26 protein-coding genes are annotated in these 26,507 nt (G+C 73.7%); 17 read left to right on the top strand and 9 right to left on the bottom strand.

Going from position 1 to position 26,507, the window contains the following annotated elements:
- Positions 1–52: 52 nt before the first annotated feature.
- Genes IG84_RS0131170 through IG84_RS0131150 form a run of 5 tightly spaced genes read left to right on the top strand, consistent with a single transcriptional unit; the run spans position 53 to position 6,698 of the window.
- Positions 53–1,021 carry a cobalamin biosynthesis protein gene (locus IG84_RS0131170; protein ID WP_031064522.1) on the top strand — a complete coding sequence of 323 codons (969 nt, stop codon included), beginning with the start codon at positions 53–55 and terminating at the stop codon, positions 1,019–1,021.
- Positions 1,018–2,547: a cobyric acid synthase gene (locus IG84_RS0131165; protein WP_031064518.1), complete on the top strand. Its 1,530-nt coding sequence runs from the start codon at positions 1,018–1,020 to the stop codon at positions 2,545–2,547. The genes IG84_RS0131170 and IG84_RS0131165 overlap by 4 nt, the downstream gene beginning before the upstream one ends.
- A 50-nt stretch (positions 2,548–2,597) precedes the next feature.
- Positions 2,598–4,709 (top strand): putative cobaltochelatase, encoded by a 2,112-nt coding sequence (locus tag IG84_RS0131160; protein WP_031064514.1) that lies wholly within the window; start codon positions 2,598–2,600, stop codon positions 4,707–4,709.
- Positions 4,709–5,305: a cob(I)yrinic acid a,c-diamide adenosyltransferase gene (gene cobO / locus IG84_RS0131155; RefSeq protein WP_030264627.1), complete on the top strand. Its 597-nt coding sequence runs from the start codon at positions 4,709–4,711 to the stop codon at positions 5,303–5,305. The genes IG84_RS0131160 and cobO overlap by 1 nt, the downstream gene beginning before the upstream one ends.
- A 28-nt stretch (positions 5,306–5,333) precedes the next feature.
- Positions 5,334–6,698: a cobyrinic acid a,c-diamide synthase CobB gene (locus IG84_RS0131150; protein ID WP_031064511.1), complete on the top strand. Its 1,365-nt coding sequence runs from the start codon at positions 5,334–5,336 to the stop codon at positions 6,696–6,698.
- 5 nt (positions 6,699–6,703) lie between these two features.
- On the opposite strand, the gene IG84_RS0131145 is transcribed toward IG84_RS0131150, so the two are convergent.
- A complete protein-coding gene (locus IG84_RS0131145; RefSeq protein WP_382467432.1) occupies positions 6,704–7,399 on the bottom strand; it encodes a ZIP family metal transporter in 696 nt (231 codons plus the stop codon).
- Positions 7,400–7,551: 152 nt separating this feature from the next.
- Here IG84_RS0131145 and IG84_RS0131140 point away from each other — a divergent pair, with 152 nt between their 5' ends.
- The 3 genes from IG84_RS0131140 (at position 7,552) to IG84_RS0131130 (ending at position 10,204) form a co-directional block, all read left to right on the top strand.
- Positions 7,552–8,043: a cobalamin biosynthesis protein gene (locus IG84_RS0131140; RefSeq protein WP_051862668.1), complete on the top strand. Its 492-nt coding sequence runs from the start codon at positions 7,552–7,554 to the stop codon at positions 8,041–8,043.
- Complete coding sequence (gene cobC, locus IG84_RS0131135) at positions 8,040–9,077, top strand: Rv2231c family histidinol phosphate aminotransferase CobC (RefSeq protein WP_031064501.1); 1,038 nt, start codon at positions 8,040–8,042, stop codon at positions 9,075–9,077. Before IG84_RS0131140 ends, cobC begins: the two co-directional genes overlap by 4 nt.
- Before the next feature lie 104 nt (positions 9,078–9,181).
- Positions 9,182–10,204 (top strand): bile acid:sodium symporter family protein, encoded by a 1,023-nt coding sequence (locus IG84_RS0131130; RefSeq protein WP_031064498.1) that lies wholly within the window; start codon positions 9,182–9,184, stop codon positions 10,202–10,204.
- Between the two features lie 138 nt (positions 10,205–10,342).
- On the opposite strand, the gene IG84_RS0131125 is transcribed toward IG84_RS0131130, so the two are convergent.
- Positions 10,343–11,434, bottom strand: coding sequence for an amidohydrolase family protein (locus tag IG84_RS0131125; RefSeq protein ID WP_031064495.1), 1,092 nt, complete (start codon positions 11,432–11,434; stop codon positions 10,343–10,345).
- Between the two features lie 410 nt (positions 11,435–11,844).
- On the opposite strand from IG84_RS0131125, the gene ectA reads away from it, so the two are divergent.
- The 4 genes from ectA (at position 11,845) to thpD (ending at position 15,220) form a co-directional block, all read left to right on the top strand.
- Positions 11,845–12,411 (top strand): diaminobutyrate acetyltransferase, encoded by a 567-nt coding sequence (gene ectA / locus IG84_RS0131120; RefSeq protein ID WP_078649607.1) that lies wholly within the window; start codon positions 11,845–11,847, stop codon positions 12,409–12,411.
- A 76-nt stretch (positions 12,412–12,487) separates the two neighbouring features.
- Positions 12,488–13,756 carry a diaminobutyrate--2-oxoglutarate transaminase gene (gene ectB, locus IG84_RS0131115; protein ID WP_030264602.1) on the top strand — a complete coding sequence of 423 codons (1,269 nt, stop codon included), beginning with the start codon at positions 12,488–12,490 and terminating at the stop codon, positions 13,754–13,756.
- Positions 13,757–13,841: 85 nt separating this feature from the next.
- A complete protein-coding gene (locus IG84_RS0131110) occupies positions 13,842–14,246 on the top strand; it encodes an ectoine synthase (protein ID WP_031064488.1) in 405 nt (134 codons plus the stop codon).
- 74 nt (positions 14,247–14,320) lie between these two features.
- Positions 14,321–15,220 (top strand): ectoine hydroxylase, encoded by a 900-nt coding sequence (gene thpD, locus IG84_RS0131105; RefSeq protein WP_031064484.1) that lies wholly within the window; start codon positions 14,321–14,323, stop codon positions 15,218–15,220.
- A gap of 84 nt (positions 15,221–15,304) precedes the next feature.
- On the opposite strand, the gene IG84_RS0131100 is transcribed toward thpD, so the two are convergent.
- The 4 genes from IG84_RS0131100 to IG84_RS0131085 form a co-directional block, all read right to left on the bottom strand.
- On the bottom strand, positions 15,305–16,363 hold the full coding sequence (locus tag IG84_RS0131100) for a maleylpyruvate isomerase family mycothiol-dependent enzyme (RefSeq protein ID WP_031064481.1): 1,059 nt from the start codon (positions 16,361–16,363) through the stop codon (positions 15,305–15,307).
- On the bottom strand, positions 16,363–16,929 hold the full coding sequence (locus tag IG84_RS0131095) for a sigma-70 family RNA polymerase sigma factor (protein WP_031064479.1): 567 nt from the start codon (positions 16,927–16,929) through the stop codon (positions 16,363–16,365). The genes IG84_RS0131100 and IG84_RS0131095 overlap by 1 nt, the downstream gene beginning before the upstream one ends.
- 192 nt (positions 16,930–17,121) lie before the next feature.
- Entirely contained in the window at positions 17,122–18,189 is a 1,068-nt protein-coding gene (locus IG84_RS0131090) for an alkene reductase (RefSeq protein ID WP_031064476.1), read from the bottom strand.
- Between the two features lie 110 nt (positions 18,190–18,299).
- Positions 18,300–19,349, bottom strand: a complete 1,050-nt coding sequence (locus tag IG84_RS0131085; protein ID WP_031064473.1) for an aminotransferase class V-fold PLP-dependent enzyme — start codon at positions 19,347–19,349, stop codon at positions 18,300–18,302.
- A 218-nt stretch (positions 19,350–19,567) separates the two neighbouring features.
- On the opposite strand from IG84_RS0131085, the gene IG84_RS0131080 reads away from it, so the two are divergent.
- Complete coding sequence (locus IG84_RS0131080) at positions 19,568–20,221, top strand: class I SAM-dependent methyltransferase (RefSeq protein WP_031064470.1); 654 nt, start codon at positions 19,568–19,570, stop codon at positions 20,219–20,221.
- On the opposite strand, the gene IG84_RS0131075 is transcribed toward IG84_RS0131080, so the two are convergent.
- Both IG84_RS0131075 and IG84_RS0131070 read right to left on the bottom strand, forming a co-directional pair.
- Positions 20,196–20,726 carry a GNAT family N-acetyltransferase gene (locus IG84_RS0131075; RefSeq protein ID WP_037801055.1) on the bottom strand — a complete coding sequence of 177 codons (531 nt, stop codon included), beginning with the start codon at positions 20,724–20,726 and terminating at the stop codon, positions 20,196–20,198. The two genes, IG84_RS0131080 and IG84_RS0131075, sit on opposite strands and share 26 nt — an antisense overlap.
- A gap of 23 nt (positions 20,727–20,749) precedes the next feature.
- A complete protein-coding gene (locus tag IG84_RS0131070) occupies positions 20,750–22,276 on the bottom strand; it encodes an aldehyde dehydrogenase (NADP(+)) (protein ID WP_031064463.1) in 1,527 nt (508 codons plus the stop codon).
- A 121-nt stretch (positions 22,277–22,397) separates the two neighbouring features.
- On the opposite strand from IG84_RS0131070, the gene IG84_RS0131065 reads away from it, so the two are divergent.
- Positions 22,398–23,168 (top strand): IclR family transcriptional regulator, encoded by a 771-nt coding sequence (locus tag IG84_RS0131065; protein WP_031064459.1) that lies wholly within the window; start codon positions 22,398–22,400, stop codon positions 23,166–23,168.
- A gap of 46 nt (positions 23,169–23,214) precedes the next feature.
- On the opposite strand, the gene IG84_RS0131060 is transcribed toward IG84_RS0131065, so the two are convergent.
- The gene (locus IG84_RS0131060) at positions 23,215–24,414 is read right to left on the bottom strand and encodes a glycoside hydrolase family protein (RefSeq protein WP_031064456.1); all 1,200 of its coding nucleotides are present in this window, start codon (positions 24,412–24,414) and stop codon (positions 23,215–23,217) included.
- 158 nt (positions 24,415–24,572) lie between these two features.
- On the opposite strand from IG84_RS0131060, the gene IG84_RS0131050 reads away from it, so the two are divergent.
- From IG84_RS0131050 to IG84_RS0131040, 3 genes are all read left to right on the top strand, one after another.
- The gene (locus IG84_RS0131050) at positions 24,573–25,382 is read left to right on the top strand and encodes an NAD-dependent epimerase/dehydratase family protein (protein WP_031064453.1); all 810 of its coding nucleotides are present in this window, start codon (positions 24,573–24,575) and stop codon (positions 25,380–25,382) included.
- A 152-nt stretch (positions 25,383–25,534) separates the two neighbouring features.
- Entirely contained in the window at positions 25,535–25,807 is a 273-nt protein-coding gene (locus IG84_RS0131045; protein ID WP_031064449.1) for a GlsB/YeaQ/YmgE family stress response membrane protein, read from the top strand.
- A gap of 76 nt (positions 25,808–25,883) precedes the next feature.
- On the top strand, positions 25,884–26,507 hold a 624-nt coding region (locus IG84_RS0131040; protein ID WP_169749911.1), incomplete at its 3' end, for a TerD family protein.

The raw sequence follows: 26,507 nt of genomic DNA, 5'->3' as shown, positions 1-26,507 counted from the left end.
CGCGACCGCGTGCGGCCGTCCCTCCGAGGCACGACGGCAGGCTGATCCGACGATGCGTGCCGAACACGCCACCTATGCGTGCGGCGCGGCTCTGGGCTTTCTCGGCGACCTGGCCGTGGGCGATCCCCGCCACGGCCACCCGGTGGCCGCCTTCGGGCGGGCCGCGGGCGCCGTGGAGCGCGGGCTGTGGCGCGACCACCGTGGATACGGAGCGGCGCACACCGCGCTGTGCGCCGGCGGGGCCGCCGTGGGCGCCGCCCTGCTCTCCCGTGCCGTACGCCGTTGCGCCCCCGCACACATCGCGCTGACCGCCGCCGCCACCTGGGCCGTGCTGGGCGGGACGACGCTGGGCCGGGAGGCGCGCGCCATCGGCGGCGCGCTGGAGGCCGGCGACCTGGACACGGCGCGCGAGCGGCTGCCGCACCTGTGCGGCCGCGACCCGCAGGCCCTCGACGGACAGCAGATGGCCCGCGCCGTCGTGGAGTCCGTCGCCGAGAACACCTCCGACGCGGTCGTGGGCGCGCTGGTCTGGGGCGCCGTGGGCGGTGTACCGGGCCTGGTCGCCTTCCGCGCGGTCAACACGCTCGATGCGATGGTGGGCCACAAGTCGGACCGCTACCGCCGGTACGGCTGGGCCTCGGCCCGGCTGGACGACGTGGCGGGCTGGCCCGGCGCGCGGCTCACCGCCCTGCTGGCCACCGTCGCCGGGCCCGACCCGCGCGGCGCGTGGCGCGCCTGGCGGACCGACGGCAAGCGGCACCCGAGCCCCAACGCGGGCCCGGTGGAGGCGTCGTTCGCGGGCGCGCTCGGCGTACGGCTGGGCGGCACGCTCGCGTACGCGGGGCGGGTCGAGCACCGGCCGGTGCTCAACGACGGCGCACGCGCGGTCGACGGCGCGGACATCGCGCGCGCGGTGCGGCTGTCGCGCCGGGTGAGCGCGCTGGCGCTGGCGACGACGGTCGGGGCGCGGATCGCCGTGGGCGCGGTCCGCGGTGCGCGGAAGGCGAGGAGATCCCGGTGAGCGGTACGGACAGGACTCTCGGCGGCGGCCTGCTGGTCGCCGGGACGACGTCGGACGCGGGCAAGAGCGTGGTCACGGCGGGCATCTGCCGCTGGCTGGCGCGCAAAGGCGTCAAGGTCGCGCCCTTCAAGGCGCAGAACATGTCGCTCAATTCGTATGTGACGCGCGAGGGCGCGGAGATCGGGCGGGCGCAGGCCATGCAGGCCGCGGCGGCCCGCGTCGAGCCGACCGCGCTGATGAACCCGGTCCTGCTCAAGCCTGGCAGCGACCGCAGCAGCCAGGTCGTGCTGCTGGGCAAGCCGGTGGGTGAGCTGAGCGCGCGTGGGTACCACGCCGGGCGCCAGGAGAAGCTGCTCGGCACGGTCACCGACTGCCTCCAGGAGCTGCGTCGTACGCACGACGCGGTGATCTGCGAGGGCGCCGGCAGCCCCGCGGAGATCAACCTCCGCCGCACGGACATCGTGAACATGGGCATCGCACGCGCCGCGAACCTGCCCGTGGTCGTCGTCGGCGACATCGACCGCGGCGGCGTCTTCGCGTCCTTCTTCGGCACCACCGCGCTGCTCTCCGAGGCCGACCAGGCGCACATCGCGGGCTACCTGGTGAACAAGTTCCGCGGCGACGTGACGCTGCTGGAGCCGGGCCTGGACATGCTCAAGGAGCTGAGCGGGCGGCCGACGCTGGGCGTCCTGCCGTTCCGGCACGGGCTCGGCATCGACGAGGAGGACGGCCTGCACGTCTCGCTGCGCGGCGCGGTGCGCGAGAGCACGGTCGCGCCGCCGCACGGCAAGGACATCCTGCGGGTGGCCGTCGCCGCCGTCCCCCTGATGTCGAACTTCACGGACGTCGACGCGCTCGCCGCCGAACCGGGCGTCGTGGTGCGCTTCGTGGACCGCCCCGAGGAGCTGGCCGACGCCGACCTGGTCGTCCTGCCCGGCACCCGCGGGACCGTACGGGCCCTGCAGTGGCTGCGCGAGCGCGGCCTCGCCGACGCGATCGCCCGCCGGGCCGCCGAGGGCCGCCCGGTGCTCGGCATCTGCGGCGGCTTCCAGATGCTCGCCGAGCACATCGAGGACGAGGTGGAGTCGCGGGCCGGCGCCGTCGACGGGCTCGGACTGCTGCCCGTACGGGTGCGGTTCGCACCGGAGAAGACCCTCGCCCGGCCGGAAGGCGAGGCGCTGTCCGAGCCGGTGGCGGGGTACGAGATCCACCACGGCGTGGCCGACGTCCGGGAGGGCGACGAGCCGTTCCTGGACGGCTGCCGGGTCGGCTCCGTATGGGGCACCCACTGGCACGGCTCCCTGGAGAGCGACGGCTTCCGGCGTGCCTTCCTGCGCCGGGTGGCCGCCGCCGCGGGGCGCGCGTTCGTGCCCGCGCCGGACACCTGCTTCGACGCGCTGCGTGAGGAACAGCTCGACGCGCTGGGCGACCTGATCGAGGAACACGCGGACACCGCGGCCCTGCTGCGGCTGATCGAGGACGGGGTGCCGAAGGATCTGCCGTTCGTACCGCCGGGGGCACCGTGAGCACGCCCGGCGACAAGCCAACGAAAGCCACTCGGAGGAGTGATCCGTACGTGAGCACCCGGTATCCGTTCACCGCCGTCGTCGGCATGGACGACCTGCGGCTGGCGCTGCTGCTGAACGCGGTCAGCCCGGCGGTGGGCGGCGTCCTGGTCCGCGGCGAGAAGGGCACCGCCAAGTCGACCGCGGTCCGTGCGCTGGCCGACCTGCTGCCCGACGTCTCGGTGGTCGCCGGCTGCCGCTTCAGCTGCGACCCCGCCGGTCCCGACCCGCAGTGCCCGGACGGGCCGCACGAGGTGAGCCCAGCCGAATCGCGTGCGGCGCGCATGGTCGAGCTCCCGGTGGGCGCCTCGGAGGACCGCCTGGCGGGCGCCCTCGACATCGAGCGCGCCCTGTCCGAGGGGGTCAAGGCGTTCGAGCCGGGCCTGCTCGCACACGCCCACCGCGGCATCCTGTACGTCGACGAGGTCAACCTCCTGCACGATCACCTGATCGACCTCCTCCTGGACGCCGCCGCCATGGGCGCCTCCTACGTCGAGCGCGAGGGCGTCTCCGTACGGCACGCCGCGCGGTTCCTGCTCGTGGGCACGATGAACCCCGAAGAGGGCGAGCTGCGGCCGCAGTTGCTGGACCGGTTCGGGCTGACCGTGGAGGTCGCGGCCTCCCGCGAGCCGGACCAGCGGGTCGAGGTCGTACGGCGGCGGCTGGCGTACGACGCCGACCCGGCCGGCTTCGCGGCGCGCTGGGCCGCCGAGGAGGAGGCCCTGCGGCAGCGGATCGCCACCGCCCGCGCGCTGCTCCCCGACGTGACGCTCGGCGACGCGGCGCTCCGCCAGATCGCCGCCACCTGCGCGGCCTTCGAGGTGGACGGCATGCGCGCGGACATCGTGATGGCGCGTACCGCGACGGCGCTGGCCGCGTGGGCGGGCCGGGACGAGGTGCTGGAAGAGGACGTCCGGCAGGCCGCGCTGCTCGCGCTGCCGCACCGGCGCCGCCGCAACCCCTTCGACGCCCCCGGCCTCGACGAGGACAAGCTCGACCAGACCCTGGACGAGTTCGGCCCCCAGGAGGACTCCCAGGGCGACGACGAGCCCGACCCCGAGCCGCAGGGCCCGGACGACGGTCCGGACGGGCCGGACGGCGGGGGCCCGGACGGGGGCGGCGGGCTGCCGCCGCAGGGCGGCCCGGACGACGCGCCGCCACCGGCCGGCGCGGACGCGGGCCCCGAGCAGCCCTCCGTACCGGACCAGCGCTCGGACGGGGCTCCGGAGCAGCAGCCCGCTCAGCCCAAGAGCGAGGCCGCCGAGGGCGGGGCCGCCCCGGAGAAGGCCGCGGTCGGCGCCACCGAGCCGTTCAAGACCCGGCGGCTGGACGTGCCGGGGCTCGGCGAGGGCGCCGACGGCCGCCGGTCGCGGGCCCGTACCGCGCACGGCCGGACCACCGGCGCCCGCCGCCCGCAGGGCGCGCTGAGCAAGCTGCACCTGGCGGCGACCGTGCAGGCCGCGGCGCCGCACCAGAAGGCGCGCGGGCGCAGCGGCCGCGGGCTGCTGGTCCGGCGCGACGATCTGCGCGAGGCCGTACGCGAGGGCCGCGAGGGCAACCTGGTCCTCTTCGTCGTGGACGCGTCCGGCTCGATGGCGGCGCGGAAGCGGATGACCGCGGTCAAGGGCGCGGTGCTGTCGCTGCTGCTGGACGCGTACCAGCGGCGCGACAAGGTCGGCATGATCACCTTCCGGGGCGCGGACGCCGAGCTCGCGCTGCCGCCGACCTCCTCCGTGGAGGCGGGCGCGGCCCGGCTGGAGCAGCTCCCGACCGGCGGCCGCACCCCGCTGGCCGCGGGCCTGCTGAAGGCCCATGAGGTCCTGCGCGTGGAGCGGATGCGGGACGCCTCGCGCCGCCCGCTGGTCGTGGTCGTCACCGACGGCCGGGCGACCGGCGGCGTCGAGCCGCGCCCGCGCGCTGCCAAGGCCGCGCACCTGCTGGCCTCCGAGGGCGTCGCCTCGGTCGTCGTGGACTGCGAGGCCGGTCCCGTCCGCCTCGGCCTGGCCGGCGAGCTGGCCCGCGATCTGCAGGGCACCGCCGTCACCCTCGACGAACTCCGCGCGGACAGCGTCTCCGCGCTCGTCCGCACCGTCACCGACACCACTCACCGGAGGGCCGCCTGATGCCGCAGGGACAGCCGACCGTCGTACCGAACGACGGCCTCACCACCCGTCAGCGCCGCAACCGCCCGCTCGTCTTCGTCCACACCGGCACCGGCAAGGGCAAGTCCACCGCCGCCTTCGGGCTGGCGCTGCGCGCCTGGAACCAGGGCTGGCCGGTGGGAGTGTTCCAGTTCGTGAAGTCCGCGAAGTGGAAGGTCGGCGAGGAGCGGGCGCTGAAGGTGCTCGGCGAGACCGGCGAGGGCGGCACCGTCGCCTGGCACAAGATGGGCGAGGGCTGGTCCTGGGTCCAGCGCGACATCGAGTCCAGCGAGGAGGCGGCCCGCGAGGGCTGGGAGCAGGTCAAGCGGGACCTGGCGGCGGAGTCGTACAAGCTGTACGTGCTGGACGAGTTCGCGTACCCGATGCACTGGGGCTGGATCGACACCGATGAGGTGATCGAGGTGCTGCGGAACCGTCCCGGCACCCAGCATGTCGTGATCACGGGCCGTAACGCGCCGGAGAAGCTGGTGGACTTCGCCGACCTGGTCACCGACATGACCAAGGTCAAGCACCCCATGGACGCGGGCCAGAAGGGCCAGCGGGGCATCGAGTGGTGACCGCAGCGATGACCGAAGTGATGAGCCAGTGGTGAACGTTCCGCGCCTGGTGATCGCCGCGCCCTCCTCGGGCAGCGGCAAGACCACCGTCGCCACGGGCCTGATGGCGGCCTTCCGCGAGGCGGGCCTCGCGGTGTCCCCGCACAAGGTGGGCCCGGACTACATCGATCCCGGCTACCACGCGCTGGCCACGGGCCGCCCCGGCCGCAACCTCGACGCGTACCTGTGCGGTCCGGAGCGGATCGAGCCGCTGTTCCTGCACGGCGCGGCGGGCGCGGACCTGGCGCTCGTCGAGGGCGTCATGGGCATGTTCGACGGCGCGTCCGGGATGGGCGAGCTGGGCTCGACGGCGCAGGTCGCGAAGTTGCTGCGGGCGCCCGTCGTCCTCGTCGTGGACGCGTCCTCGCAGTCCCGCTCGGTGGCGGCGCTGGTGCACGGCTTCGCGTCCTGGGACCCGGAGGTGCGGCTCGCCGGTGTGATCCTCAACAAGGTCGGTTCCGACCGGCACGAGGCGCTGCTGCGCGAGGCGCTGGGCGGCGCGGGCGTGCCGGTACTGGGCTGTCTGCGGCGCGCGCCGAAGGTCAATACGCCCGCCCGGCACCTGGGCCTGGTCCCGGTCGCGGAGCGGGCCCCGGAGGCGGTGGACTCGGTGGCGGCGCTCGCCGAGCAGATCCGTACGGGCTGCGACCTGGAGGGGCTGCTGGCGCTGGCGCGCAGCGCGCCGGAGCTGACCGTGCCCGCGTGGGCGCCGACGGCCCCGGAGACGCCCGCGGCGGGCCGCCCGGTGATCGCGGTGGCGGGCGGCGCGGCCTTCACGTTCTCGTACGCGGAGCACGCCGAGCTGCTGACGGCGGCCGGTGCCGAGGTCGTCACCTTCGATCCGCTGCGGGACGAGAAGCTGCCGCCGGGGACGGCCGGGCTGGTGATCGGCGGCGGTTTCCCGGAGGTGTACGCGCCGGAGCTGTCGGCGAACGAGCCGCTGCGCGCGGAGGTCGCCCGGCTGGCGGCCGCGGGCGCGCCGGTCGCCGCGGAGTGCGCGGGCCTGCTGTACCTCTCCCGGTCGCTGGACGGCAGGCCGATGTGTGGTGTGCTGCCCGCCGACGGGCGGATGTCGGAGCGGCTGACGCTGGGCTACCGGGAGGCGGTGGCCATCGGCGACAGCGCGCTGGCCGCGGCCGGGACGCGGGTGCGCGGCCACGAGTTCCACCGCACGGTCCTGGAGCCGGGTACGGGCGACAGTCCGGCGTGGGGCTTCGTGCGCCCCGAGCGCCGTACCGAGGGCTTCGTGCAGGACGGGGTGCACGCCTCGTACCTGCATGTGCACTGGGCCGCCGAGCCGTCGCTCGCGCACCGGCTGGCGGCGCGGGCCGCGGCGTGGGCGGGCAGCGCCTGATGGCCTCAGCCGCCCGACAGGCCCACCACCAGCCACATGAAGCCCACGCCCGCCACCGTGCAGGCCAGGGTGGACAGCGCGGGGTGGTCGTGGTGGGCCTCCGGCAGGATGTCGGAGGTCGCGAGGTAGAGCAGGACACCGCCGAAGAAGCCCAGGTAAAACCCGAGCGGCTGCTCCGGCAGGGTGACGGCCAGCGTGATCGCCGCGCCGGCGAGCGGCGCCACCGCGTCCGCGCCGAGCAGCAGCAGCGCCTTGCGCCGGACGTTCCCGTAGAGGCTGGCGACGGTGTACGTGTTGAAGCCGTCGGCGAAGTCGTGGGCGATCACGGCGAGCGCCACGGCCACCGCCATCTCGCTGCCGACCTGGTAGGCCGCGCCGATCGCGAAGCCGTCCATCAGGCTGTGCACGACCATCGCGGCCGCGGCCGTCAGCCCCACCTGCGGGACGCGCTCCTCCGGGTCCATGCCGTGGGCCGCCTTCCGGACGGCCAGCAGCCGTTCTGCGGCGTGCGCGGCCAGGAAGCCCAGTACGAAGCAGAGCAGCGCCGCGGGGACGCCGAGGAGCCGCACACCGGCCGCCTCCAGGGCCTCCGGCAGCAGGTCGAGGCCGACGACGCCCAGCATCAGGCCGCCGGCGAGGCCGAGGACGAGGTGGCGGCGGTCGGTGACCCGGTGCGCGACCCAGCCGCCGACGAGGGTCATCAGGAACGCGCCGACCGCGATGACCACAGGCACTGTCTCGCCCCTTCCGCCGCCGTGCCCACAGGTGTACCGGTGCCGGTACCCGTGTCACCTGCTTACTGATCCCCTGCCGGTCCCGCATGTCCGGCTACGCACTCCAGAAAGGACCCGCCGTGCCTGCCGAACGTGCCGTGCCCGGACCGGAGCGGGACCTGGTGGTGGGGGTCGGCGCGCGGCCCGGAGTACCGGCCGGGGAGCTGACGGCGCTGGTCGGGGCCGTGCTCGCGGAGGCCGGGCTGCCGCTCTCCGCGGTGCGCGCGCTGGCCACCGTGGACGCCAGGGCCCGGGAGCCGGGGCTGCGGGATGCGGCGGCGCTGCTGGGGGTGGAACTGCTGGCGTACCCGGCCGCCGTGCTGGCCACCGTGCCGGTGCCGCATCCCTCGGGCGCGGTGCTGGCCGCCGCCGGGACGCCGTCCGTGGCCGAGGCCGCCGCGCTGGCCGCGGCGGGCCCCGGCGCCACGCTGGCCGTGCCCAAGCGGAAGTCCGCTGACGGCGGCGCGGCGCGGGCCACCTGTGCGGTCGCCCGCCGCGCCGCGCCGCACGACAGCAGCACGCATCAGACCGTCCGCACGCATCCGACCCGCACGCACGAGGAGACGCCGTGACCCCCCTGCCCGACCTTCGCCACCACGGGGACGCCGAGGTACGCGGCGCCGCGGCCGGCCTGACCGACCTGGCCGTCAACGTCCGTACGGGCACCCCGCCGGCCTGGCTCAAGGCCCGGATCGCCGCGTCACTGGACGGGCTGGCCGCGTACCCGGACGGCACGGCGGCGCGCGCCGCGGTCGCCGCCCGGCACGGGCTGCCGGTCTCCCGGGTGCTGCTGACGGCCGGCGCCGCGGAGGCGTTCGTGCTGCTCGCGCGGGCAGTCCGCGCCACGCAGCCGGTCGTGGTGCATCCGCAGTTCACCGAGCCGGAGGCGGCCCTGCGGGACGCCGGGCACGAGGTGCGGCGGGTGCTGCTGTCCGAGCGGGACGGCTTCCGGCTGGCTCCGGAGGCGGTACCGGACGACGCGGACCTGGTCGTGGTCGGCAACCCGACCAACCCCACGTCCGTGCTGCACCCCGCGGAGACCGTGGCGGCGCTGGCGCGGCCGGGCCGCACGCTGGTCGTCGACGAGGCGTTCATGGACGCGGTACCGGGCGAGGCGGAGTCGCTGGCCTCCCGTACGGACCTGCCGGGCCTGGTGGTGCTGCGCAGCCTCACCAAGACCTGGGGGCTGGCCGGGCTGCGTATCGGGTACGTACTGGCGGATCCGGAGATCATCGAGGCGCTGGAGCGGGTCCAGCCGCTGTGGCCGGTCTCCTCCCCCGCGCTCACCGCGGCCGAAGCGTGCTGCGAGCCGGCGGCGCTCGCCGAGGCCGGGGCGGCGGCCGCGCAGATCGCCGCCGACCGCCAGTACCTGATCGCGCGGTTGGGCGAGTTCCCGCAGATCACGGTGGCGCGTCCGGCCGAGGGTCCGTTCGTGCTGATCCGGCTGCCGGACGCGGCAGGCGTACGGGAGCGGCTGCGGAAGCTGGGCTTCGCGGTCCGGCGCGGCGACACGTTCCCGGGGCTGGGCACCGACTGGCTGCGGCTGGCGGTCCGGGACCGGGACACCACCGACCGCTTCGTGACGGCCCTGGCGAAGACGGTCTGACGACGGCGGCGTGACGAAGGCGGTCTGACGACGGCGGTCCGAGGGCCGTCCACCATCCGGAACCCCATTGCTTGATACACGTAAGGTCCCCGTAAGGTGCCGACGTGACGAACGAGCAGACGAACCAGAAGGCCGCGGCGCCCGAGGGGCCCGCACCCGCCACGCCGCACGAGCCCGGGACCGGCGACCTCCCCGCGTCCGACCGCGCCGCGCGGCGCGCCGTCACGCTCTTCCCGCTGCTCGTGATCGTGGCCGGGCTGATCGGCCTGTTCTGGCCGTCGCACTTCACCGGCTGGGCCCCGTCCGTGCCCTGGCTGCTCGGCGTCGTGATGTTCTCGATGGGCCTCACGCTCACCGTCCCGGACTTCGCGGCGGTCGCCAAGCGGCCGTGGGCGGTCGGGCTGGGCCTGGTCGCGCACTACGTGATCATGCCGGGCCTCGGCTGGCTGGTGGCCACCGTGCTGGACCTGCCGCCCGCGCTGGCGGCCGGCGTGATCCTGGTCGGCTGCGCCCCGAGCGGTACGGCCTCCAACGTCGTGACCTACCTGGCCCGCGGCGACGTCGCCCTGTCCGTCTCGGTCGCCACGGTCTCCACCGTGGTCGCGCCCTTCGTGACCCCGCCGCTGACCTACCTGCTGGCCGGCCAGTTCATGCATGTGGACGCCGGGGTCATGGTGACGGACATCCTCAAGACGGTCCTGCTGCCGGTCTTCGCCGGGCTGCTGGTCCGGCTGGCCGCCGGCCGCTTCATCGACAAGCTGCTGAAGGCCCTCCCCTGGGTGTCCGCGCTGACCATCGCGGTGATCGTGCTGGTCGTGGTGGCGGGCAGCGCGGCGCAGATCAAGGACGCGGCGGCGCTGGTACTGCTCGCCGTCGTGCTGCACAACGGCCTCGGCCTGGCCCTCGGCTACGGCGCGGGCACGCTGGCCCGCCTGGGCCGCCCGGCGAGCCGGGCCATGGCCTTCGAGGTCGGCATGCAGAACTCCGGCCTGGCGGCATCCCTGGCCACGGCCCACTTCAGCCCAGCAGCGGCTCTGCCCGCAGCGGTGTTCTCGGTGTGGCACAACATCTCGGGCGCGGTCGTGGCCGCCTGGATGGCCCGCGGCGCCCGCAAGACCGCCGCGTAAGCAGGCGCGCAGAGGGGCGGCCGCGCAGCGCAAGCGCCCTGGGGCAGGGCGCGCAGCGCCCGCCTCAGGGGCGCGGGGAACTGCGCGACCGGCCACGACGGCGCCGCGGAAGGCCACCGGGAGAAACCCTCGCGGCGCTCAGCTCACGACCCGCCCCCGCAACACCACCCGCCGCGGCGTACCGAGAACCCGTACGTCTTCCCGCGGATCCGACTCATACACGACGAGGTCCGCAGGGGCGCCCTCGGTGAGTCCGGGACGCCCGAGCCACTCCCGGGCGCCCCACGCCGTCGCCGACAGCGCCTCGACCGCCGGAATCCCGGCCTTGACCAGCTCCCCCACCTCCTGGGCGACGAGCCCATGCGCGAGCGACCCGCCCGCGTCGGTACCGACGTACACCCGCACCCCGGCGTCGTACGCCGCCCGTACCGTGTCGTAGCGCCGCTCGTGCAGCCGCCGCATGTGGTCGGCCCAGCGCGGGTACTTCTCGTCGCCCCCGGCCGCGAGCTGCGGGAAGGTCGCGATGTTCACCAGCGTCGGGACGATCGCGACGTCGCGCTCGGCGAAGAGCGGAATCGTCTCCTCGGTCAGCCCCGTCGCGTGCTCGATGCAGTCGATGCCCGCCTCCACGAGGGGCGCGAGGGACTCCTCGGCGAAGCAGTGGGCCGTGACGCGTGCCCCCAGCCGGTGCGCCTCGGCGATCGCGGCCTCGACCGCGCCACGCGGCCAGCAGGATGCCAGGTCGCCGGTCTCCCGGTCGATCCAGTCGCCGACCAGCTTGACCCAGCCGTCGCCCCGCTTCGCCTCCTGGGCGACGTACGCCACCAGGTCCTCGGGCTCGATCTCGTGCGCGAAGTTGCGGATGTAGCGGCGGGTGCGCGCGATGTGCCGGCCGGCGCGGATGATCCGCGGCAGGTCCTCGCGGTCATCGATCCAGCGGGTGTCGGCGGGCGAGCCGGCGTCGCGGATCAGCAGCGTGCCCGCCTCGCGGTCGGTGAGCGCCTGCTTCTCGCTGGTCGCCTCGTCGACCGCGCCGTGCGCGTCCAGGCCCACGTGACAGTGGGCGTCGACCAGGCCCGGCAGCGCCCAGCCCTCGATGGTGGTGACGTCCCGCGCCCCGGCCGGCCGCTCGTAGCTGACGCGTCCGCCGACGACCCACAGGCCGTCCCGTACGTCGTCCGGCCCGGCCAGGACCCTCCCCTTGATGTGCAGCACCGCGCTATCGCTCATGCACGCACTGTACGAGCCGCGCGTGCAGCGCTGGACGGGACGGTCGCCGGGGAAGAATCCCGGAAACCCCATGGCGCTCCGGGCTTTCCTTGCTGTACACCTGTTACCAGCGAATTGCCAATTCTTCAGGTGCGCAGCTTCCCGTATTCTTCTGCCCGCTTTTCCGCAGCTCAAACGCGTCGATTCGGGTGACCCGCAAGTCCCGTAATTCGGACGGATCTCGCGGCCGTTACGCACATGTGACCGACCACACAGGCAGACTGATTTGCCCCCTATTTTCCGGGCAAACCGAGACATCCCAAGGGTCTTCCGTGCGCCCGTGCGCCCCCGCGCGATAACACAGAACCCCCCGTCTCCGTAACCCCAGCCCGCGATGCAATTTCGAATTTCCCTCGGTAAATTTAATTCGCATGACCGCCGCACAAGCAGACCTTGCACGTGCCCGAAGCGAATTCAGAGAAATGCCGGAGGGCTTCAAGCTCGATGCCCCGCGAGTGGAGGACGGGGCCGCCATCTGGCGCATCGCCCGGGACTCCCGCACGCTGGACCTGAACTCCTCCTACAGCTACCTGCTGTGGTGTCGCGACTTCGCCGCCACCTCCGTCGTCGCCCGCGACGCGAAGGGCGAGACGGCAGCCTTCATCACCGGCTACATCCGCCCCGCCCGCCCCGAGACCCTCGTCGTCTGGCAGGTCGCCGTCGACGACGCGCACCGTGGCCGCGGGCTGGCCGCAGCTCTCCTGGACGGCCTCGCCGGCCGAGTCGCGCAGGAGCAGGGCATCACTCGCCTCGAGACCACGATCTCGCCCGACAACACCGCATCGAACCGGCTCTTCGCCTCCTTCGCAGAGCGCCACGGCGCCCCCGTGGAGCGCGAGGTCCTCTTCGACGCCGGGCTGTTCCCCGAGGAGGGCCACGAGCCGGAGGTGCTGCACGACATCGGCCCCTTCGCCGCCCCTGCCCAGCCAGTGCGCTGAGCGCACGTCCAGTGCGCAGAGCGCACCCCAAGACTTCCCCCTCTCTGTCACACCCCACATCTCCCAGGAGCATGCTGTGACCATCACCCAGCCGGATCTGAGCGTCTTCGAAACCGTCGAATCCGAGGTGCGGAGCTACTGCCGCGGCTGGCCCACCGTCTTCGACCGGGCGCAGGGCAGCCGCATGTACGACGAGGACGGCCACGCCTACCTCGACTTCTTCGCCGGCGCCGGGTCGCTGAACTACGGCCACAACAACCCGGTGCTCAAACGGGCACTGATCGACTACATCGAGCGCGACGGCGTCACCCACGGCCTGGACATGTCCACCACGGCCAAGCGGGCGTTCCTGGAGTCCTTCCAGAACGTCATCCTGCGCCCGCGTGACCTGCCGTACAAGGTCATGTTCCCGGGCCCGACGGGCACCAACGCGGTCGAGGCCGCGCTGAAACTGGCCCGTAAGGTCAAGGGCCGCGAGTCGATCGTGTCCTTCACCAATGCCTTCCACGGCATGTCGCTGGGCTCGCTCGCGGTGACCGGCAACGCGTTCAAGCGGGCCGGCGCGGGCATCCCGCTGGTGCACGGCACCCCGATGCCCTTCGACCACTACCTCGACGGCCGCTACCCGGACTTCCTGTGGTTCGAGCGGCTGCTGGAGGACCAGGGCTCCGGCCTGAACCAGCCCGCCGCCGTGATCGTCGAGACGGTCCAGGGCGAGGGCGGCATCAACGTCGCCCGTCCCGAGTGGCTGCGCGCCCTCGCGGATCTGTGCCACCGCCGTGACATGCTGCTCATCGTGGACGACATCCAGATGGGCTGTGGCCGCACCGGTGCCTTCTTCTCCTTCGAGGAGGCGGGCATCGTGCCGGACATCGTCACGGTCTCCAAGTCCATCAGCGGCTACGGCCTGCCCCTCGCGCTCACGCTCTTCAAGCCGGAGCTGGACGTCTGGGAGCCGGGCGAGCACAACGGCACCTTCCGCGGCAACAACCCCGCCTTCGTCACCGCCGCCGCGACCCTGGACACGTACTGGGCCGACGGCCAGATGGAGAAGCAGACCATCGCCCGCGGTGAGATCATCGAATCGCACCTGCGTGCCATCGCCGAGGAGCACCCGCGGGCGGGTGTGGACTACCGCGGCCGCGGCATGGTCTGGGGGATGGAGTTCGCCGACAAGAGCCTGGCGAACAAGATCTCCAAGCGGGCCTTCGAGCTGGGCCTGCTGATCGAGACTTCGGGGCCGGAGAGCGAGGTCGTCAAGCTGCTGCCGGCGCTCACCACCACCCCCGAGGAGCTGGACGAGGGGCTGCGCACCCTCGCCCGCGCGGTCCGCGACTGCGTCTGAACCGACGTGCACGGGGCCGGCCGGCTGCCCGCCGGCCGGCCCCGGCGGATCTCACCACCCGCAGAACAGAAAGGTTTTGAACCACGTGATCGTTCGCTCGTTGAAGGACATCGAGGGCACCGACCGCCACGTCAAGTCCGCTTCGGGGACGTGGGAGAGCAAGCGCATCGTGCTCGCCAAGGAGGGTGTCGGCTTCTCGCTGCACGAAACCACCCTTTACGCGGGCACAGAAACCGACATGTGGTACGCGAACCACATCGAGGCCGTACTGTGCGTAGAGGGCGAGGCAGAGCTCACCGACCGCGAGACCGGTGAGAAGCACTGGATCGAGCCCGGCACGATGTACCTGCTCAACGGCCACGAGAAGCACACCCTGCGGCCGAAGACGGACTTCCGTTGCGTGTGCGTCTTCAATCCGCCGGTCACCGGTCGCGAGGACCACGACGAGAACGGCGTGTACCCGCTGCTCACCGAGCCCGAGGCGAGCTGACGCCGCTGGATCAGGCCCGCTGCCCCGTCCGGCAGTTGAGGAAGGCACGTACGAGAGGAGAGGAAGGCAACACCATGACCACCGCACCCGAGCGCACCGCCGACCTGTACCCGACCCGTGGGGCCACCGAGGTGATCACCCCGCGCCAGGACCCGGTGGTGTGGTCGCAGCCCGGCACGGCAGGCCCGTTCCAGCCGTCCGAGCTGAGCGACTTCGAACGCGACGGCTTCTTCGCCATCGAGGAACTGCTGACGCCGGACGAAGTCACGGTGTACCGCGCCGAGCTGGACCGCCTGACCCACGATCCTGAGGTCAAGGCCGACCCGCGCTCGATCGTCGAGGCGAAGTCGGACAAGGTCCGGTCCGTGTTCGAGGTGCACAAGATCAGCGAGGTGTTCGCCAAGCTGGTCAGCGACCCGCGCGTGGTAGGGCGCGCCCGTCAGATCCTCGGCTCGGACGTCTACGTCCACCAGTCGCGGATCAACGTCAAGCCGGGCTTCGGTGCGTCCGGGTTCTACTGGCACTCGGACTTCGAGACCTGGCACGCCGAGGATGGCCTGCCGAACATGCGCACGGTGTCCATCTCGATCGCGCTGACCGAGAACTACGACACCAACGGCGGCCTGATGATCATGCCGGGCTCGCACAAGTTCTTCCTGGGCTGTGCGGGTGAGACGCCGAAGGACAACTACAAGCGGTCCCTGCAGATGCAGGACGCGGGTATCCCGACCGACGAGGCGCTCACCAAGCTGGCCGACCGGCACGGCATCCGCCTGTTCACCGGCAAGGCGGGCTCGGCGACGTGGTTCGACTGCAACGCCATGCACGGCTCCGGCGACAACATCACGCCGTACCCGCGGAGCAACGTCTTCATCGTGTTCAACAGCGTGGACAACCCGGCGGTGGAGCCGTTCGCGGCCCCGGTGCGGCGCCCTGAGTACATCGGTGCCCGGGACTTCACCCCGGTCAAGTGATGCACCCCGTGGTGTCCTCTCCCCCGTGACGAGGAAGTCCGGTTAGGGGCCGGGGGGTCTTGGGTCCGCCCAGGGGTCTCCGGCTCACAACCAGGCGAGTGACGCGGCCGTCGCCAGCACATGCTGAGCGGCGGCCGCGTCGCCTGCCTGGCCCCGGCTCACCTCCTGCGGAGTGAGCCGGCCGCCCACCAGCAGGCAGAGGTCGACCGCCTCCAGGACCAGTTCCGCGGCGACCGGCTCGGCGGCGGGACCCAGTACCCAGTCGCCGCCCGCCTCGCCCTCCACCGCCAGCAGGACGGGCCGGGCCCCGTCCCCCAGTGCCAAGTCCAGGATGCGGACCGCGAGCGACACCAGCCGCCGCAGATGGACGGGAGGCGGCGCGGGCACGCCGAGGCCGAGCGCCCGTCCGATGTCCCGGGTGTGGATCCAGGTCTCGAACGCCCTGATCCCGTAGTGGTCCGCGACCGGCAGCCGGCGGCCCATCAGCGCGGTGGACAGCGCGGCCGGCTCCGCCTCCCGCGCCTCGGGCAGGTCCAGCAGCCCGTGCGCCTGGGTCCGCCACGCCTCGGCCGTCTCGGCGGGCGGGCGGGTGTGCTCGTACGCCACCACTTCTTCCGTACGCGCCGCCCAGCGCACCTCCCACGGCGCCGCGTCCCCCGAGCCGCCCTGCTCGGCGCGCGTCACCGGCAGCAGCCCCAGCCGCTCGGCCAGCGGCTCGTCCGCCGCGATCAGATGCGCGACCGTGCCCTGTACGTCCCAGTCGTGCACCACCGGCGTCCCCCAGCGCGCAGGCGTACCGTCCAGCTCGCGCAGCAGCGCCTCCAGGCTCGCGACCGCCGCGGCGTACGGAGCGGCGTGCGCGGCGGGCGCGTCGTGCCCGGTGCGCGCCGCGCGGGCCGCCGCCATCAGCCGGCCCCTGCCGACCTTGTCCACGCCCCGGCGGGCGCCCTTGGCCGGCTCGGCGGGCGGCCCGTCCAGCCGGTGCACCGCCTCCCGCAGCCGCGCCAGTTCCTCCGCGCACCCGGCGCAGTCCTCGACGTGCGCGCGGATGCGTTCCTCGTCGCCGGTCATCACCGCGTCCAGCGCCCAGGCGGCGAGCAGCGCGTCGATCTCGGGGTGTTCCTCCGCGGCGTCCCAGCCCATCAGATGCCTCTCTCGACGGCCGGATCCGGCGGGTCGGCCAGCCGGTCGGCGAGGCTGCGCAGCGCCGCGCGCAGCCGGGTCTTGGCGATGTCCTCGGGAATGCTCAGTTCCACCGCGACCTGCCGGTAGGTGCGCCCCGCGAAGTACGCCAGGTGGAGCACCTGCCGCTGGGCCAGTGGGAGTTCGGTGAGCGCGGCGTGCAGCAGCGCGGCGTCGGCGAGGGCGGGCCCGGGCTCGCGCGCCTCGTCGCGCACCCGCTCGACGGCCCGCCGGTGGGCGAGCATGCTGAGCCAGGCGCGCAGCGAGCCGCGGGCCGGGTCGAAGGCGTAGGGGCGGGCCCACAGGTGGGTGAGCACCTCCTGGACGACGTCCTCGGCGGCGTTCGTGCTGCGAATGACGCTGCGGGCGACGGCGTGCACCAGCCCGCCGAAGGCGTCGTACACCTCGCCGAGGGCGGACTCGTCGCCGTACACCAGTCGCCGGTGCAGGTCCTCGTCGCGCGGCGGAGTCGACGAATGAGCAGTTCTCCGGTCCACCGGCACCACCTCGTGAGGTCGTGCTGCCATTCCTAGCCGTCCGCGCCGCCGCGCGGTAGCCGTCCGCCCGGCCGAATTGCCCGGCGCCCGGGCGACGCTAGCCCCATCCGGCACCGCCCCGGCAGGGAACAAGCGGACACACCTCGGCGGCTCGAACGCCGGTGGGCCCGGGCGGATGGCCGTAGGGCGCGGCCACCCGCCCGGACGCTGCGGTGCCGCCGGTCAGCCGGTGAGCGCCGGGTAGTCCACGTAGCCGCTGTCGTCGCCGCCGTAGAAGCTCTCCCGTACCGGCTCGTTGAACGGGCCGCCGGCCGCGAGGCGCGCGGGCAGGTCCGGGTTGGCGAGGAACAGCCGGCCGTACGCCAGCAGGTCGGCCTCGCCCTCCTCGACCAGCGACAGCTCCTCGGGCCCGGCGGGGCGGCCGTCGGCGGCGGGGTTCAGGACGAACGTACCTCCGAAGCGCTTCCGCAGCCGCGCGAGCAGCCCGGTGTCCCGCACGTCGCAGGCGTGCAGGTACGCCAGGCCCAGCGGGGCGATGGCCTCGACGAGGGCGGTGTAGGTTGCCTCGGGCTCGGGCTCCGACATGCCGTTGAAGGGGTTGCCGGGCGAGATCCGCAGGCCGGTGCGGTACGCGCCGATCTCCGCCGCGACGGCCTTGGTGACCTCGACGGCGAAGCGGGCGCGGGCCTCGTCCGAGCCGCCCCACTCGTCGGTGCGCAGGTTGCTCGCGGGCGAGAGGAACTGGTGGATGAGGTAGCCGTTGGCGCCGTGGATCTCCACGCCGTCGAAGCCGGCCTCGATCGCGTTGCGCGCCGCGACCGCGAAGTCCGCGATGGTCTCGCGTACCTCGTCGTCGGACAGCTCGCGCGGCACGACGCAGTCCTTCATGCCGTCCTGGGTGAAGACCTGCTGGTCGGCGGCGACCGCGGAGGGCCCGACCGGTATCAGGCCGTCCGGCAGCAGCACGGGGTGGCCGATCCGGCCGCCGTGCCAGAGCTGCGCGAAGATCTTGCCGCCCGCGGCGTGCACGGAGTCGGTGACCGTGCGCCAGCCCTCGATCTGCTCGGCGGTGTGCAGCCCGGGGGTGAGCGGGTAGCCGCGGCCCACCACGTTCGGCTGGGTGGCTTCGGTGATGATGAGGCCGGCCGAGGCCCGCTGGGTGTAGTAGCGGACCATGGACGGGGTGGGCACACCGTCGGCGGTGGCGCGATTGCGCGTCATCGGGGCCATGACGAGGCGGTTGGCGAGCGTCAGCCCGGCTACGTCGACGGGGTCGAAGGCAGTGGTCAAGGCGTTCCTTTCACGAAGGCCGGTGCGGTCACCGGTCCCCAACACGACCTCCCGCCGGGACATTCCCGGCACCCTCAACTCCCGCTTTCCGCATACTTGTTGACCCCCGGTTACTTGAGCAGCTCCAGCAGCCGGTCCACGTCGTCCGGCGTGTTGTACAGGTGGAAGCCGGCCCGCAGCTTCCCCGCCCGGACGGCCGCCACGACGCCCGCCTCGGCCAGCCGCTCGTGCGCGTCCGCGAGGCCGGGGACCGTGACGATCGCGGAGCCGGGCGCGGGCAGCGGCTCGTGCCCCAGCTCGGCGAGGCCGGCGCGGTACCGCTCCGCCAGCGCGGTGTTGTGCGCGTGCACCGCCGCGACCCCGGTCTCTTCGAGGAGCGCGAGGGAGTGCTGGGCTCCGGCGTACGAGAGGACGGCGTGCGGCTCGTCGTAGCGTCGGGCGTCCTCGGCGAGCCGCTCGATCGGGCCGTAGTTGGACTGCATCGGGTCGGCGCCGGCCACCCAGCCCGCGTGCAGCGCGGCCGGCTGCGGCGCGTCCTCGCCGACCACCAGGAACGACGTGCCCCGCGGGCACAGCAGCCACTTGTAGGCGCCGCACACGACATAGTCGAACTCCCGGGCGTCCAGCGGCAGCCAGCCCGCGCCCTGCGTCACGTCCAGCAGCGTCCGGGCGCCGTGCGTGCGGGCCGCGTCCCGGACGGCCGCGCGATCGGCGATCCGGCCGTCCAGCGCCTGCACCGCGGCGAAGGCGACCAGCGCCGTGCCCGGCCGTACCGCGTCGGCCAGTCCTTCCAGCGGCGCGGTCCGCACCCGCAGGCCGGGCCGCATCGAGAAGGGGTTGGCCACCGAGCTGAACTCGCCCTCGGGGAGCAGCACTTCGGCGCCCTCGGGCAGCGAGGCGGCGATCAGTGCGGTGGAGACGGCGACCGAACCGCCGAGCGCCACCCGGTCCGGGGTGGTGTGGAGCAGCCGCGCGAAGGAGGCCCGAGCGGCGTCCGCCGGGCCGAAGTAGTCGTGGCCCATTGTGCCGTAGGAGGTGGCGACGTCGAGCTCGTCGCGCAGCGCCGCGCGGGTCCTGGCGGGCAGCAGCCCGCTGGCGGCGGTGTTCAGATAGGTCGTCTCGGGCGCGAACTCCGCGCCTCCCAGTCGCTGTTGGGTCATTGCCTCACTCTGATCGTTCGGCGTCCCGGCGTCCATCCCGATTCTTCTTGGCCACGCCCGAAGGACTGCTTGGAGAGGGGGCCGGAAGGCGTCTCCGTGGGGGTGGAGGGACCAGTTTTACGCACCCATGGGCGGTTTTGCGCTATCCTCCGGCGCTCGGCGATGCACTTGCCGTGCATCGGGCCGTTCGCGCCGTCCCGCGCCGGTACGGTCCGGGCATGACTACGCCGCAAGAACGTCTCGGCTCCTGGGAGAGCGCCGGGACCGACCCCGCCGCCGGCCATCCCTTCGACCCCGCCGCGCTCCGGTCCCATCTGGCACCCGGCGCGCGGGTGCTGGATTTTGGCTGCGGCAGCGGCCGGCGAACGGCCGCGCTCGCGGCACTGGGGTACGCGGCCGAGGGCGTGGACGGGTCGCGGGCGCTGGTCGAGCGCGGGCGGCGGGAACACCCCGGACTGCCGCTCACGCACTGCCCCGGACTGCCGCTGCCCTACCAGGACAGGCGCCACGACGCGGCGCTGCTCTTCGCGGTGCTCACCCGCGTGGCGCACGACAACGGACAGCGCGCCGTCCTCGCGGAGCTGGCGCGCGTGGTGCGCCCCGGCGGGCTGCTGCACCTCAGCGACGTACCGCTGCAGACCGACCCGCGTTCGCGTGCCCGGTACGCCGCGTACGAGGACGAGTTCGGCGCGTACGGGATCTTCCGCACCGAGGACGGCGCGGTGGTCCGGCACCACGAACCGGAGCATCTGCGGCGGCTGCTGCGGATGCACGGCTTCGCCGTGACCGAGGAGCGCACGGACACCGTCGGCGCGCTGCACGGTCACTCCGTGAGCCGGCTCCAGCTCATCGCACGCCGGGTGCCAGCATGAGCGCCAGGCTGAGGTGGGTGTCGTCGGGGGCCGGGCGGCGGCCCTCGTCCGGCCGCCAGCCGTGCCGGGCGTAGAAGTCACGGGCCCGGCGGTTGTGCCAGTACACCTGGAGCCGGGCGAGGGGGTGGCCCGCCGCGTGCCAGGCGGCGACGCAGGCGTCGTGCAGCGCGCTGCCGACGCCGCTGCGCCAGTGGGCGGGGTCGACGTGGAGCTGGCTCAGCTCGACGCCGTCCGGGGGCACGTCCTTGGCGGGCCGGTACGCGGCGACGCCGACCGGCGCGCCGGACCGCTCGGCGCACAGCACCGTCGTCTCCGAGCAGGCCAGGGCGCGCTGCCAGGTCTCGCGCGAGCGGGCGCGTTCGGCGGGGGTGTCCAGGAGCGCCTCGGGCAGCCGGCCGCTGAAGTACCGGGCACGGGCCCCGGAGTGCAGCGCGGCCAGCGCGTCGAGGTCACGCGGGGCAGCGGCCCGGACGGTGAGGTCCGGGCCGCTCGCGGGAGTGCGCACGGTGTCGTGTCTCCGCCGCTCCGCTACGCCTCGCGGGCGCCGTCGATCCGGCGGGGCAGCCCCAGCGGGTTCTCGTCGCGCAGCTCGGGCGGGAGCAGCGCGGGCGGGGTGTCCTGGTAGGCGACCGGGCGCAGCCAGCGCTCGATGGCGGTGCCGCCGACGGAGGTGGAGGTCGAGGTGGTCGCCGGGTAGGGGCCGCCGTGGTGCTGCGCGGGGGCCACGGCGACGCCGGTGGGCCAGCCGTTGACCACGACGCGGCCGGCGAGCGCGGTGACCTCGGCGAGCAGTTCGCCGCCGCTGCCCTCGCCCGCGCACTCGCCACTGGAGAGCTGCAGGGTCGCGGTGAGGTTGCCGGGCAGCCGGCCGAGGACGGCGGTCGCCTCGGCGTCGTCGGCGTAGCGCGCGACCACGGTCACCGGGCCGAAGCACTCCTCCAGGAGCACGTCGTGCGGGCCGTCTGCGGCCAGCCGGGCGGCGGGGAGGGTGAGGAAGCCGGCGGACACGGTGTGCTCGCCGCCCGCGCCGGGCGTCACGGGTGCCTCGACGTCGGGGAGTTCGGCGCGGGCCTGGACGCCCGCGATGAAGGCGTCCCGCATCCGGTGGTCGAGCAGTACGCCCGCCTCGGTGTCGCTGACCTTGGCGGTGAGCTCCTTGACCAGCCCGTCACCGGCCGCGCCCTCGGGCACCAGCACCAGGCCGGGCTTGACGCAGAACTGGCCGACGCCCAGCGTCATCGCGCCGGCCAGGCCCGCGCCGATCTGGTCGGCGCGCTCCTCGACGGCGTCCTGGGTGACCACAACGGGGTTGAGGCTGCCCAGCTCGCCGTGGAAGGGGATCGGGTGCGGGCGGGCCGCCGCCGCGTCGTACAGGGCGCGGCCGCCGCGTACCGAACCGGTGAAGCCGGCGGCGGTGATCAGCGGGTGACGGACCAGCTCCACGCCCGCGTCGAAGCCGTGCACCAGGCCGACGACGGCCTCGGGGAGGCCGGACTCGGCGGCGGCGCGGCGCAGCAGGGCCGCGCACAGCTCGGAGGTGGCGGGGTGGTCCGGGTGCGCCTTGACGACGACCGGGCAGCCGGCGGCCAGGGCGCTGGCGGTGTCGCCGCCGGGCACCGAGAAGGCCAGCGGGAAGTTGGAGGCGGAGTAGACCGCGACCACGCCGAGCGGGATCTTGTAGCGCCGCAGGTCGGGGCGGGGCGGGGTGAGCTGCGGGTCCGCGTGGTCGATGTGCACGTCGAGGAAGGCGCCCTCGTCGACGATGTCCGCGAACGCGCGCAACTGATACGTCGTCCGGGCCAGTTCTCCGGTGAGCCGGCCGGGGCCGAGCGCGGTCTCCGCGTCGGCGGCCTCGATCACCGCCTCGCCCGCCTGGTCGAGCAGGTCGGCCGCGCGGCGCAGGAAGGCGGCGCGCACGGTCCGGTCGGCGAGGGAGCCGCGGGCTTCGTGCGCGGCCCGTACGGTCGCGTCGACCTCCTCGGCTGTGGCCTCGGCCGCAACCTCTTCGCGCTGCTTCCCGCTGCGGGGGTCGACGCTCCAGACTGGTGCTGCCACCGTGCATTCCTCCCGGGCCGAGTACTTCTGCAGTCCGGGCGTTGTTCGATATACTGAACTGCGTCCCGGAGTGTGAATACTCTGGGACTCTATGACTGTCCGAACTGAGGGGTCAAGGGCGATGCCGGCTGCCGAGACCGGGGGATCACAGGTCAAGTCCGCGGTGCGGACGGTCGAACTGCTGGAGTACTTCGCGGGCCGCCCCGGGATGCACAGCCTCGCCTCCGTCCAGGAGGCCGTCGGCTACCCGAAGTCCAGTCTCTACATGCTGCTGCGCACGCTCGTCGACCTGGGCTGGGTGGAGACGGACGCCACCGGCACGCGGTACGGCATCGGGGTGCGCGCCCTGCTCGTCGGCACGTCCTACATCGACGGCGACGAGGTCGTGGCCGCGGCGCGCCCGACCCTGGACCGGCTCTCGGACGACACCACCGAGACCATCCACCTCGCCCGCCTGGACGGCACGAACGTCGTGTATCTGGCGACGCGCCAGTCGCAGCACTATCTGCGCCCGTTCACCCGCGTCGGCCGCCGGCTGCCCGCGCACTCCACGTCCCTGGGCAAGGCCCTGCTCGCGACGCACACGGACGAGCAGGTGCGCAAGATGCTCCCGGAGACGCTGCCCTCACTCACCGAGAACACCAGGACCGACCGCGAAGCGCTGATCGAGGAGCTGCACGCGGTACGGGAGCAGGGGTACGCCGTCGACCGCGAGGAGAACACCCTCGGGCTGCGCTGCTTCGGGGTGGCGATCCCGTACCGCACACCGGCCCGCGACGCCATCAGCTGCTCGGTCCCGGTCGCCCGGCTCACCCCGGCCCACGAGCAGATGATCAAGGATGCGCTCTTCGACGCCCGGGACCGGCTGACGCTGGCGACGCGGCGCCTGTAGGGGCGGCGCGCGCCTATGAGACGGGCGGCGCGCGCCTTCGAGGGGATCAGGCCCCGGAGCCGCTCAGCTCCGTGAGGGCCGTACGTACGGTCTCCAGGTCCACTTCGGAGGCCAGGCCCGCGTGGTACAGCCGCAGCTCGTCGGCGCCGCACGCGGCCGCGTGCGCTGCGTCCGCCGCGAGCGTGTCCGGACTGCCTCCCATGCCCCGGACGACCGTGAAGTTCGCGGCACGGACGCCGCGCCCCGTGAACGGCGCCAGCGCCGCGGCCCGTTCCTCCGCGCTCCCCGTGCACGGCACGACCACGCCGTCCGCGTGGTCCAGGACCTGCCCGGGGTCGACGCCCACGTTGGCGCCGCAGCGGTGCGGGGCCGGGTCGGCGTGCAGCAGGACGCGGAAGTCCGGCCCGGCGGCGGCCCGTACGGCGGCCACGGCGTCGCGCTGCAGCCGTGCTGCGGCCCGGTCCCGCCAGTCCGCGACCACCGCCGCGTACTCCTCGCCGAGCGCCTCGGCCACCTCGGCCCACTCCCCCGCCCGGTCGCCCGCTCCCTTCGCGCCGCCGCCCGCCCACACCGGGGCCAGCGCGCGCAGTACGGCGCGGCGCAGTTCCTCGGGGTCGGCGCCCAGCGCCGCGTACCCGTGCCGGCACTCCGTACAGAAGCACAGCGACATCAAGTACTGCGCAGCGCCGCTCAAGGGGACGCCGCCGATCTTGTCGTGCGCGTGCAGGTGGGCGAGCCCGTACCAGCCGCAGGACTCCAGTTCGGTGCCGCGGGTGTGCGGCCGTACGGCGGCCTCGGCGGCCAGGGTGACCAGGTAGTCGTGCACTTCGGGGCGGGCGATGCAGGGCGCCCAGGGGTACTCGTCCCCGTAGGCGTTGCGGACGACGGACTCCGGGTGCTCGGCGCCCAGCCGGGAGTTGTGCGCCAGCACCACCCAGGAGTGCACCTCAAGGCCCGCGTCGGTGAGCGCGCGGGCGGCCTCCTCGTACGGGTCGGGGCCCGGTACCCAGTCCTGCGTATACGGGCGCAGCGCGCGGCCGGCCCAGCGCTCCGGGGACGGCGGGTAGAGGACGGCGGAGTGCCGGGCGGTGACGACGCGGTGCTCCGGGTGGCGCGGGGTGAGGGCGCGGGTGGAGTGGTAGGCGGCGGCGAGGGTGACCTGGGCGACGCCGAGCCCGGCCGTCCGCCGCGCGGCATCCGGGTCCCCGACGACGTCCCACGGGTAGAGAAAGGCGGCGGCACGCATCGGGATCCCTCCGGAGAACCACATACGCCGAAACGTATTCATGGCCAGCATCCATCTACATGAACGCGTTGACGCTAAAACAGCGCATCCGGCGGGTCAAGAGCCCTTCCTCGTCCACCATCTTGACCGGAGCACTCCCCTTCTTTACGTTGACGCTCATGACCGCACCCCGCACCGTCCTGCTCACCGGGGCCGCCGGCGGCCTCGGCACCCTGATGCGCGAACTGCTGCCTTCGTACGGCTACCGACTGCGGCTCTTCGACCGCCTGCCCATCGAGGGCGAGCCGGACGCGATCGTCGCCGACCTCGCCGACCGGGAGGCGCTGCGCAAGGCGGTGCACGGGGTCGACGCGGTGATCCATCTGGCAGGCATCTCCCTGGAGTCGACGTTCGAGAAGATCCTCCAGGCCAACATCGAGGGGACGTACAACCTCTACGAAGCGGCGCGCGAGGAAGGCGTACGGCGGATCGTCTTCGCCTCCTCCAACCACGCCGTCGGCTTCACCCCGCGCCCGCGCGACGGCTCGGCCGCGATACCGGTGAACACCCCGCGCCGCCCCGACACCTTCTACGGGCTGTCCAAGGGCTTCGGCGAGGACCTGGCCTCGCTCTACTGGGACCTGCACGGCATGGAGACCGTCTCCGTCCGCATCGGGTCCTGCTTCCCGCGGCCCACCTCCGTACGGATGCTGTCGATCTGGATGAGCCCCGGCGACTGCGCCCGGCTGCTGCACGCGGCGCTCACCGCCGAGAACGTCGGCCACACCGTCGTCTACGGCTCCTCCGCCAACACCCGGCTGTGGTGGGACCTGAGCAGCGCCCGCGCGCTCGGCTACGAGCCGCAGGACGACTCCGAGGAGTACGCCGCCGAACTCATCGCGGCTCAGGGCGAGCTGGACCCGGAGAACCCCGAACACGCGCACCTGGGCGGGGCCTTCTGCACGGACCCGCCGGCCTGGCCGTACTGAGACCCGCTGCTCCTCGGGGCGGGCGACTGCCCCGAGAGGCGGCGGGCGGCTGCCCGTCGGTGGCCGGTCGTGGCATACCGCACGGAACTCCGGGCGGCGTCCTCGCGTCCTTGAAGGCGTAACAACCCCTTGCAGGAACGAGGAACATCATCATGGGCATCGTCAGCTGGCTCGTACTGGGGCTGGTCGCCGGCGTCATCGCCAAGGTCCTGCTGCCCGGAAGGGACCCGGGCGGCCTCGTCGGCACCACCCTGACCGGCATCGTGGGCTCGTTCGTGGGCGGCTGGCTCTCCACGAAGTTCCTCGACCGTCCCATACCGAAGGACTTCTTCGACCCGGCCATGTGGGTCGCCTCCATCGCCGGCGCCCTGGTCCTGCTGATCGCCTACCGGCTGCTCTTCGGGAACTCCCGCTCCCGCAGCTGAAGCGGCGCGTCCCACGGCCGGCGGACGGCCGAGCGGGTAATGGAACCGTAAAGCGGTGCCGGTCGTTACTGGGGGCATGACCGCTATGACTCCTGGCTCGAATCTCCCGCTCTCCGCAGCGCGGGTCGCGGTGGACGTCACCGCTCCCGTGCGGCTGGACGTGTCGGGCCTGCTGCTGACCGCCGACGGCAAGGTCCGCTCCGACGACGACTTCGTTTTCTACAACCAACCGAGCGGTCCGGGCGTGACCCACACCGCGGGCACGAGCGGCGGCGGCGACACGATCACGGTCGACACCGCCGCCGTGCCGCCCGGTATCGACAAGATCGTCGTCACGGCGAGCCTGGACGCGCCGGGCGCCACCTTCGCCGGCACGGAGCCGACGGCGACGGTCCGCAGCGCCGACGACGGCAGCGTGCTCGCCACGTTCACCCCGCCCCAGCTCGGCCCCGAGACCGCCCTGGTGGTCGTCGAGGTCTACCGCCGCGGCGACGCCTGGAAGGTCCGCGCGGTGGGCCAGGGCTATGCGAACGGCCTGGCGGGCATCGCCACGGACTTCGGCGTCAGCGTCGAGGAGCCGGCAGCCCCGGTCGCGGCGCCCGTCGCGCCGCAGCAGCCCGCCACGCCGCCCGCGCCGCCGCACCCCGGCGCGCCGAGCGCCGGCCAGTGGGGCCCGCCCGCCGGCTCCCCCGCCCCGCTC

The organism is Streptomyces ochraceiscleroticus (genome assembly GCF_000720485.1).
Taxonomy (GTDB): domain Bacteria; phylum Actinomycetota; class Actinomycetes; order Streptomycetales; family Streptomycetaceae; genus Streptomyces; species Streptomyces ochraceiscleroticus.
The sequence above is the reverse complement of the archived record's forward strand: the minus strand, read 5'-3'. Positions and strand labels throughout refer to the sequence as shown.

Excerpts from the sequence above, each read along its gene's own strand:
- IG84_RS0131145 (WP_382467432.1), bottom strand. The coding sequence starts at position 7,399 with ATGACCCTCGTCGGCGGCTGGGTCGCGCACCGGGTCACCGACCGCCGC.
- IG84_RS0131095 (WP_031064479.1), bottom strand. The coding sequence starts at position 16,929 with ATGGCAGCACGACCTCACGAGGTGGTGCCGGTGGACCGGAGAACTGCT.
- IG84_RS0131080 (WP_031064470.1), top strand. The coding sequence starts at position 19,568 with ATGACTACGCCGCAAGAACGTCTCGGCTCCTGGGAGAGCGCCGGGACC.
- IG84_RS0131170 (WP_031064522.1), top strand. The coding sequence starts at position 53 with ATGCGTGCCGAACACGCCACCTATGCGTGCGGCGCGGCTCTGGGCTTT.
- IG84_RS0131085 (WP_031064473.1), bottom strand. The coding sequence starts at position 19,349 with ATGACCCAACAGCGACTGGGAGGCGCGGAGTTCGCGCCCGAGACGACC.
- thpD (WP_031064484.1), top strand. The coding sequence starts at position 14,321 with ATGACCACCGCACCCGAGCGCACCGCCGACCTGTACCCGACCCGTGGG.
- IG84_RS0131050 (WP_031064453.1), top strand. The coding sequence starts at position 24,573 with ATGACCGCACCCCGCACCGTCCTGCTCACCGGGGCCGCCGGCGGCCTC.
- IG84_RS0131045 (WP_031064449.1), top strand. The coding sequence starts at position 25,535 with ATGGGCATCGTCAGCTGGCTCGTACTGGGGCTGGTCGCCGGCGTCATC.
- IG84_RS0131125 (WP_031064495.1), bottom strand. The coding sequence starts at position 11,434 with ATGAGCGATAGCGCGGTGCTGCACATCAAGGGGAGGGTCCTGGCCGGG.
- IG84_RS0131100 (WP_031064481.1), bottom strand. The coding sequence starts at position 16,363 with ATGGGCTGGGACGCCGCGGAGGAACACCCCGAGATCGACGCGCTGCTC.
- IG84_RS0131065 (WP_031064459.1), top strand. The coding sequence starts at position 22,398 with ATGCCGGCTGCCGAGACCGGGGGATCACAGGTCAAGTCCGCGGTGCGG.
- ectA (WP_078649607.1), top strand. The coding sequence starts at position 11,845 with ATGACCGCCGCACAAGCAGACCTTGCACGTGCCCGAAGCGAATTCAGA.
- IG84_RS0131060 (WP_031064456.1), bottom strand. The coding sequence starts at position 24,414 with ATGCGTGCCGCCGCCTTTCTCTACCCGTGGGACGTCGTCGGGGACCCG.
- cobO (WP_030264627.1), top strand. The coding sequence starts at position 4,709 with ATGCCGCAGGGACAGCCGACCGTCGTACCGAACGACGGCCTCACCACC.